The sequence below is a fragment of the Gordonia sp. HS-NH1 genome (genome assembly GCF_001418765.1).
Lineage (GTDB): Bacteria > Actinomycetota > Actinomycetes > Mycobacteriales > Mycobacteriaceae > Gordonia.
Map to the genome: position 1 here is coordinate 21,409 of NZ_LIYC01000053.1, position 7,437 is coordinate 28,845.

The window sequence follows — 7,437 nt, forward strand, 5'->3', positions numbered from 1 at the left end:
GTGAGTGTGCAACCCGGCCGCCTCGGTGCGGCCTTCCTCGCCGAGGTCGAGGCCACCCTGGCACCGGCAGACGCCGTCCTGTCCGATCGGTATCCGGGCGACGACGGGAGCCGGCAGCCGGTCCACACGGTCTACGTCCCCGCCGACCGGTACTCAGCGGATCTGGCCCGGGACTGGGGACGGGCGGCGCTGGACACGGCTGCCGATCACGGCGGCCTCGCCGCCATCGCCCGCTCGACCGTCGCCCACACCGACTCGGCCGCATCCGCACTCGCGGACCTGGTGGAGGGCAAGCTGCGCACCGAGCCCGTCGAAGACCTCCGTATCGACTTCGAAGACGGCTACGGCGTCCGCTCCGACGACGAGGAGGACGCGGCGGTCGACGCCGCCGTCGCCGCGATCCGGGCGGCCGGCGACGCCTCGCCGCCGTTCCTCGGCATCCGTTTCAAGTGCTTCGAGGCCGATGTCCGAGCCCGCGGCCTGCGCACCCTCGACCTGTTCGTCGCCGGTCTGGCGGAGACCGGCGACCTCCCGGCGGGATTGACGCTGACGCTGCCCAAGGTCACCTCGACCGATCAGGTCGTCGCGATGGTCGGCGTCGCCCGCGAACTCGAGCGAGTTCACGGACTGCCCGACGGCCGTATCGGTTTCGAGATCCAGGTGGAGACCCCCCAGGCGGTCATGGGCGTCGACGGCACGGCGGCCGTCGCGCCGATGATCCACGCCGGCGAGGGTCGGGTGACCGCTCTGCACTACGGGACCTACGACTACTCGGCGTCCCTCGGTATCGCCGCGGCCTATCAGTCGATGGAACATCCGGCCGCCGACCACGCGAAGGCCGTGATGCAACTCGCGGCGGCGGGCACCGGCGTGCGGCTGTCGGACGGATCGACGAACATCCTCCCGGTCGGCGACCCAGATGCCGTCGAAGCCGGCTGGGCGTTGCACGCGCGGCTGGTCCGCCGCCATCTCGAACGCGGCTTCTACCAGGGTTGGGATCTACACCCCGCTCAACTGGTCACGCGCTTCCTGGCGACGTACGCCTTCTACCGTGACGGATTCGACTCCGCCGCAGTACGTTTGCGCAACTACGCGCATCGGATCGAGTCGTCGGTACTCGACGAGCCCGCGACGGCCCGCGCACTCGCCGGTTTCATCCGACGCGGCGAACTGTGCGGCGCGCTGACCGTCGACGAGGTCGAGACCACGACCGACCTGCCCATCGCGAAGGTGCGCGAGATCGCACTCCCCCACTCACAGAGGACAACCCGATGAACACGACGCCGTACTACACCCCCGCCGGTGGACTCCCGCCGCAGACCGACCTGCTGAGCGACCGCGCGGTCGTCACCGAGGCGTACACGGTGATCCCGCGCGGTGTGCTCCGTGACATCGTCACGTCGGTCTTCCCGGAGTGGACCGACACCCGCGCATGGGTGCTCAACCGACCGGTGCCCGGCGGTGCGCAGACCTTCGCGCAGACGATCGTCGAGGTCGCCCCGGGCGGCGGATCAGATGCGCCGGAACCACAGTCGGCGGTCGAGGGCTTCCTCTTCGTCACCGCCGGCGCGCTGACCGTGACGGTCGCGGGCGAGGACCACACACTGACCGACGGCGGATTCGGCTATCTGCCCGCAGGTACCCCGTGGTCGGCGCACAATCGCGGCGACGTCCCCGCATCCTTCCACTGGATTCGCAAGCGCTACGAGCCCATCGCGGGTCACGAGCCGTCGCCGCAGTTCGGCAACGAGCGCGACATCGAGCCCTCCCCGATGCCCGACACCGACGGCGCCTGGCGCACAACGAGAATGCTCGACCCGCAGGACCTCGCCTACGACATGCACGTCAACATCGTGACCTTCGAGCCGGGTGCGTCGATCCCGTTCGCCGAGACCCACGTCATGGAACACGGCCTCTACGTCCTGGAAGGCAAAGCCGTCTACCGGCTCAACGAGGACTGGGTGGAGGTCCAGGAGGGCGACTACATGTCCCTGCGCGCCTTCTGCCCGCAGGCCTGCTACGCCGGCGGGCCGTCGAACTTCCGGTACCTGCTCTACAAGGACGTGAATCGGCAGATCGTGCTCTGAGGGGCTGGCCAAGGCCCCTGTCGTACCGTGGACCCGATGCGTATCGCGGTGGTGGAGGACGACGACGGGGTCGGTGACGCCCTGGTCGACGCCCTGATCGAGGTCGGACACGAGCCCCGGCGAATGCGACGCGGTGCCGACCTCCTCCTCGGTCACCGCGGGTTCGACCTCGCCCTGCTGGACCTCGGCCTACCCGACGAGGACGGACTGACCGTGCTGCGCCGGTTGCGGACGGTCAGCGACATCCCGGTCGTGGTGCTCACCGCGCGACAGGACGAGCGGTCGGTCGTGCGGGCCCTCCGCGGCGGCGCCGACGACTACGTGGTCAAACCGGCGCGGCTCGGCGAGCTGATGGCGCGGCTGGAGGTGGCCGCCCGTCGGCGTGTGGCCGACGCGCCGGTCACCACGGAGCGACGGGTCACGACCGGCGACATCGTGGTCGACCTCGATGCGCGACTGGTCACCGTGGGCGGCGCCGAGGTGGCGCCGACCCCCAAGGAGTTCGAACTGCTCGCGCACCTGGTCACACGCCGCGGTGAGGCGGTGAGCCGCGAACAGTTGATGGATGCGATCTGGGGCGACGCCCACGTCGCGATCTCCCGTAGCCTCGACGTCCACATGACCGCACTCCGGGCGAAGCTCGGGAGGCCCGGCGTGATCGAGACGATCCGCGGGTACGGCTACCGCTGGGGTTCCTGAGCGATGTGGCGGCGTGTGCTGCTCGTGCTCGTCGCCTATTCGGCGATCGTGGTTCTCGGCTTGGCCATTCCTCTCGCGACGACGGTGAGTCGTGAACGGCTGCAACGGTTCACCGAGAGTCGTACCGCATCCGCAACCTATTTCGCCGACCTCGCCGATCGGGAACCGGAGACGCGGGGGCCAGAACTGCAGCGGGCCGTCGAACGCTACCGCGACCTCTATGGCGAAGGTGTCGTGGTCGTCGACCGGTTCGGTACTTCGCGGGCCGCGGCCGGGCTCACCGCCGACTCGCCGGAGGTCGCCGAGGCCGTGTCCGAGGCGTTGCGCAACCAGCGAACCCGGATCGCGTCGGGATTGACACCCTGGTCGCCCCCGTCGGCACTGGTGGCCATGCCGATCGGCACGGGCACCCAGGTCGACGGCGCGGTCGTCATCGCGGCGTCGACGTCGGAGGCCAGACGCGACGTCGCCCGGACCTGGTCGGTGATCGGCGGTGGCGCCATCGCGATGCTCGTGGTGGGGTCGGTGATCGCTGTTGCGCTGTCGCGCTGGACTGTTCGTCCGCTCACCGCCTTGACGACACGGGTGCGATCGCTGCGCGCGTCGGTCATCGACCGTGCTCCCGGAGCGAGCGAGCCGAGGCCGAGCGAGCCCCGCGATCACCGGGCCACCGGCCCGCCGGAGGTTCGCGAGCTGGCCCGCATCTTCGACGCGATGGCCGACGACGTCGAGACCGCCACAGCCGCCCAGCGCCGCCTGGTGGCCGACACCGCGCACGCACTTCGTAACCCCCTCGCAGCGGTCCGATTTCGTCTCGACACTCTCGGCCTCGGCCTGACCGGCCGAGCGCTCGAGTCGCATCAGAAGACGCTGGTGGAGATCGATCGGCTCGACCGCATCGTCGAGGACCTGCTGGTCCTGGCCACCGCCGAGGCGCGGCCCGCCGGCTCCGCCACCGGCGTCTGCGACGTCGGCGCCGTGCTGGTCGAGCGGCACGACTTCTGGGCGGGTGCGCTCACCGACGCCGGACTGTCGGCGTCGATCGCCCTGCCGTCGGGGCCCACCCGGACGACGATCGCGGCGCTCGACGAGGACGACCTCGTCCGCGCGATAGACGTCCTGCTGAGCAACGCGGTCAAATACGCCGGGCCGGCCGCAAACGTGGAGCTGGGGTGCCGGGCGGAGGAAGCGCGGATTCACATCTGGGTCGCCGACACCGGTCGTGGCGTGACGGAGGCCGAGTTGCCACGCGTGACGGAACGGTTCTTCCGTGCGTCGACCGGAGGCGGACCCGGCTCCGGACTCGGATTGTCCATCGCGCGGGCGCTGGTCGAGGGTGCCGGGGGCGAACTGACGGTGAGTGCCGGACGACCGGCGGGACTTCGGGTGGACCTCTGGATCCCGGCCGCGGACGTGGTGTCGAGTGCCGCGGCGGACGACGAGTCCTAAGGGAGTGTTAGGAAACCGCGATCGGCTTGGGTTGAGCCTGTGACTGCCTTCACAGTGTTAGGGGCACCGACGCCGGACCGGGTCGGGTGCACGTTCGACGATCTGGAGGACACCGATGACCGACTCGCCCACCCGGCACCCCGCGGACGCACGGAGCGCACCGCCGAGTTCGTCGCCCGCAGCCACCCGCCGCGCCGTGCTCAACACCTTGCGCGGGTCCTCCGGCAACCTCGTCGAGTGGTACGACGTCTACGTCTACACGGTGTTCGCGACGTACTTCGAGAGCCAGTTCTTCGATCCGGCCGACAAGAACTCGACCGTCTACGTGTACGCCATCTTCGCCGTCACCTTCCTGATGCGGCCGGTCGGCTCCTGGTTCTTCGGCCGGTACGCCGACCGTCGGGGCCGACGCGCGGCGCTGACCTTCAGCGTGTCGTTGATGGCCGCGTGCTCCCTGGCCATCGCGCTGACACCGGGGCGGGAGTCGATCGGCGTGTGGGCGGCGGTCATCCTGGTGCTCTGTCGATTGGTGCAGGGATTCGCCACCGGCGGTGAGTACGGCGCGTCGGCCACCTACATGTCGGAGGCGGCCACCCGCGAGCGACGCGGCTTCTTCTCGTCGTTCCAGTACGTGACGCTGATCGGCGGACACGTGCTGGCACAGCTGACCCTGCTCGTGATGCAGGTGTTCCTCGACAAGGACCAGATCTCCGACTTCGGTTGGCGCATCGCGTTCCTCATCGGCGGCGTGGCTGCCGTCGTCGTCTTCTGGCTGCGCCGCAGCATGGACGAGTCGCTTACCCCGGAGCAGTTGGAGGCCGTCCGCAGCGGGGCCGACTCCGAGTCCGGATCTATTCGTGAGCTCGTCCTGCACTACTGGCGCCCCCTGCTGGTCTGCTTCCTGGTCACCATCGGTGGCACCATCGCCTTCTACACCTACAGCGTCAACGCGCCGGCCATCGTCAAGACGGCGTACGAAGACCACGGTCGCACCGGGACCTGGATCAACCTCATCGGATTGGTGTTCCTGATGATGTTGCAGCCGATCGGCGGGATGATCAGCGACAAGGTCGGGCGCAAACCGGTCCTGATCTTCTTCGGCGTCGGCGGTGTCCTGTACACCTACGTCCTGATCACCTATCTGCCTCAGACCACCTCGGTGGCTGCGTCGTTGACCCTGCTCGCCGTCGGCTATGTGATCCTCACCGGCTACACGTCGATCAACGCGATCGTGAAGGCCGAACTCTTCCCGTCGCACGTGCGGGCCCTGGGAGTCGGTCTCGGTTATGCCCTCGCGAACTCCGCGTTCGGCGGCACCGCACCGTTGATCTACCAGGCGGCCAAGAACGGCGGCCACGTCCCGTGGTTCATCGCCTACGTCACGGCGGTGATCGCGGTGTCGCTGCTGGTCTATGTGTTCGTCCTGCGCAACAAGGCGGAGACGCCACTCGACCGCGAGCAGGGTCGGGCCTTCGTCGACGCCGAGGTCGTCGCGCGGCGGGCCTAAGGTGACACCATGTCGTTTGCGCTCGGGCCGGTGGATCGGCGGACCGTGCTCCGCGGGGGTTGTGGCCTGGGTGCGCTGATTCTCCTGTCCGCCTGCGGAACCGAGCGCGGCGCGCCGGTCCGGCTCGCGGCGGGAGAGTCCGGGGGTTTCTTCTGGGAGTTCGCCGGCCTCCTCGCGGCGGCGGCCGACCGATCCGGCGCGCCGCCGGTCCGCCCTCGGCAGTCCGGCGGCTCCGCCGAGAACCTCGATGCGCTGGCGGACGGTTCCGCGGAACTCGCCCTCAGCCTCAGCGACACGGCCGTCGAGCGCGCCGATCCACGGCTCACAGCTCTCGGGTGCGTGTACGAGAACTACTTCCAGGTGGCGGTCCGCGCCGATGCACCCATCGCGACGGTCGCCGACCTGCGCGGGCGGGTGGTCAGTGTCGGAGCGCCCGGTTCCGGCGCCGCGGGACTCTCCGAGCGGGTTCTCGCCGCAGCCGGTCTCGCACCCGACAGCGACATCCGGCCGGTCCGGCAGACGATGCGCGATGCCGGCGCCGCGCTCGCCTCGGGAGCGGTCGATGCCGTCATGTGGGCGGGCGGTCTGCCGACCCCGGCCTTCACCGACCCGCGCGTACCGATCGCCCTGCTCGATCTCGGCGGCGTGGTGGCGGCCCTGCGACGACGGTTCGGACCCGCGTACGAGCCCGTGCGCATCCCGGCCGACATCTACGGCCGGCATCCGGCGGTCACCACCGTCGGGGTCGCCAACCTCCTGCTCGCTCGCCGAGACGTGCCGGACGCGACCGCCGCGGCGATCGTCGACCTGCTGCTCGACGAGTCCGCGCACCTCGTGCCGGCTCAGGCGATCGGCAGTCAGTTCCTCGACGCACAATCGTTGATCCTCACCGGATCCGTCCCCCTGCACCCGGGTGCCGCGGAAGAGTACCGCCGTCGGCACGGCTGAGCCGCCGGCCTGTTCACACATTAGGGTGAGCGCATGAAGCAGGTGGCATCCCGTCGCGCCGAGTTCGTTGCCGGACTGTTCGTGGTCACGCTGATCGCCGCCGGTTGCGGCACCTCAGACACCGACGACTCGTCCTCCAGCGCGTCGGCGACCACCGTTGTCGCGGAGGATGCGGCACCCACGCCCACCGAGACGACGGTGATGGGTGAGGACGACGTCGAGGTGACCCTCACCGGCCCGCTCGCCGTCAAGTACGGCTCGGCGACGGAGGCACAGCGGGCAGCCCTGGGCAAACCGCTGACCGGGGATCACAACGCCGGAACCCGCGAGAGTGGCGTTGTGTACCAACAGTTTCGCGGCGGAGTGATCATCGCGAAGAACAGCAACCCCGCAACGCCCGGGTACATCGTCACCTCCGGCAAGATCCGCGACGCATGGAACACCGAGCGCGCACCGGACGGCACACCGCTACTCACCGGCACCAACGGCTCGGCCGGGCCTCTCGGCGTGCCCACGAGCGACGTGACAGTCGACGGTGACCTCGAGGTGGTGACCTTCGAACACGGCGAGATCTCCGAGAACACGACGACCGGTGAGGTGACCGTCACGGTCAACGGCAAGACCGTGCCGTCGGGCCTGAAGTAAACCCTGCCCGACACTGGCACTCACGCCGCCGCGTCCACAACCTGGTCCCGGCGAGAACTGTTGCGTTCCTCCCATTCCCATACCGCGTAGAGCACCTCGGTG

Annotated in this window: 7 protein-coding genes; all 7 read left to right on the forward strand. The window is 69.5% G+C overall.

From position 1 onward, the window contains the following. Complete coding sequence (locus AMD30_RS22325) at window positions 1–1,275, forward strand: DUF6986 family protein (RefSeq protein WP_055477145.1); 1,275 nt, start codon at window positions 1–3, stop codon at window positions 1,273–1,275. Next, window positions 1,272–2,087 (forward strand): bifunctional allantoicase/(S)-ureidoglycine aminohydrolase, encoded by an 816-nt coding sequence (locus AMD30_RS22330; RefSeq protein WP_010844341.1) that lies wholly within the window; start codon window positions 1,272–1,274, stop codon window positions 2,085–2,087. The genes AMD30_RS22325 and AMD30_RS22330 overlap by 4 nt, the downstream gene beginning before the upstream one ends. 36 nt (window positions 2,088–2,123) lie before the next feature. Beyond that, complete coding sequence (locus tag AMD30_RS22335; protein ID WP_044507658.1) at window positions 2,124–2,786, forward strand: response regulator transcription factor; 663 nt, start codon at window positions 2,124–2,126, stop codon at window positions 2,784–2,786. A 3-nt stretch (window positions 2,787–2,789) separates the two neighbouring features. Further along, window positions 2,790–4,235 carry a sensor histidine kinase gene (locus tag AMD30_RS22340; RefSeq protein ID WP_055477146.1) on the forward strand — a complete coding sequence of 482 codons (1,446 nt, stop codon included), beginning with the start codon at window positions 2,790–2,792 and terminating at the stop codon, window positions 4,233–4,235. Window positions 4,236–4,350: 115 nt separating this feature from the next. After that, complete coding sequence (locus tag AMD30_RS22345; protein WP_055477147.1) at window positions 4,351–5,742, forward strand: MFS transporter; 1,392 nt, start codon at window positions 4,351–4,353, stop codon at window positions 5,740–5,742. Window positions 5,743–5,751: 9 nt separating this feature from the next. Then, window positions 5,752–6,690 (forward strand): TAXI family TRAP transporter solute-binding subunit, encoded by a 939-nt coding sequence (locus AMD30_RS22350; RefSeq protein ID WP_055477148.1) that lies wholly within the window; start codon window positions 5,752–5,754, stop codon window positions 6,688–6,690. A gap of 33 nt (window positions 6,691–6,723) precedes the next feature. Next, the gene (locus AMD30_RS22355) at window positions 6,724–7,335 is read left to right on the forward strand and encodes an LGFP repeat-containing protein (protein ID WP_014925727.1); all 612 of its coding nucleotides are present in this window, start codon (window positions 6,724–6,726) and stop codon (window positions 7,333–7,335) included. The last annotated feature ends 102 nt before the right edge of the window (window positions 7,336–7,437 follow it).

Coding starts and splice junctions, on each gene's coding strand:
- AMD30_RS22330 (WP_010844341.1), top strand. CDS start 1,272: ATGAACACGACGCCGTACTACACCCCCGCCGGTGGACTCCCGCCGCAG.
- AMD30_RS22335 (WP_044507658.1), top strand. CDS start 2,124: ATGCGTATCGCGGTGGTGGAGGACGACGACGGGGTCGGTGACGCCCTG.
- AMD30_RS22340 (WP_055477146.1), top strand. CDS start 2,790: ATGTGGCGGCGTGTGCTGCTCGTGCTCGTCGCCTATTCGGCGATCGTG.
- AMD30_RS22345 (WP_055477147.1), top strand. CDS start 4,351: ATGACCGACTCGCCCACCCGGCACCCCGCGGACGCACGGAGCGCACCG.
- AMD30_RS22350 (WP_055477148.1), top strand. CDS start 5,752: ATGTCGTTTGCGCTCGGGCCGGTGGATCGGCGGACCGTGCTCCGCGGG.
- AMD30_RS22355 (WP_014925727.1), top strand. CDS start 6,724: ATGAAGCAGGTGGCATCCCGTCGCGCCGAGTTCGTTGCCGGACTGTTC.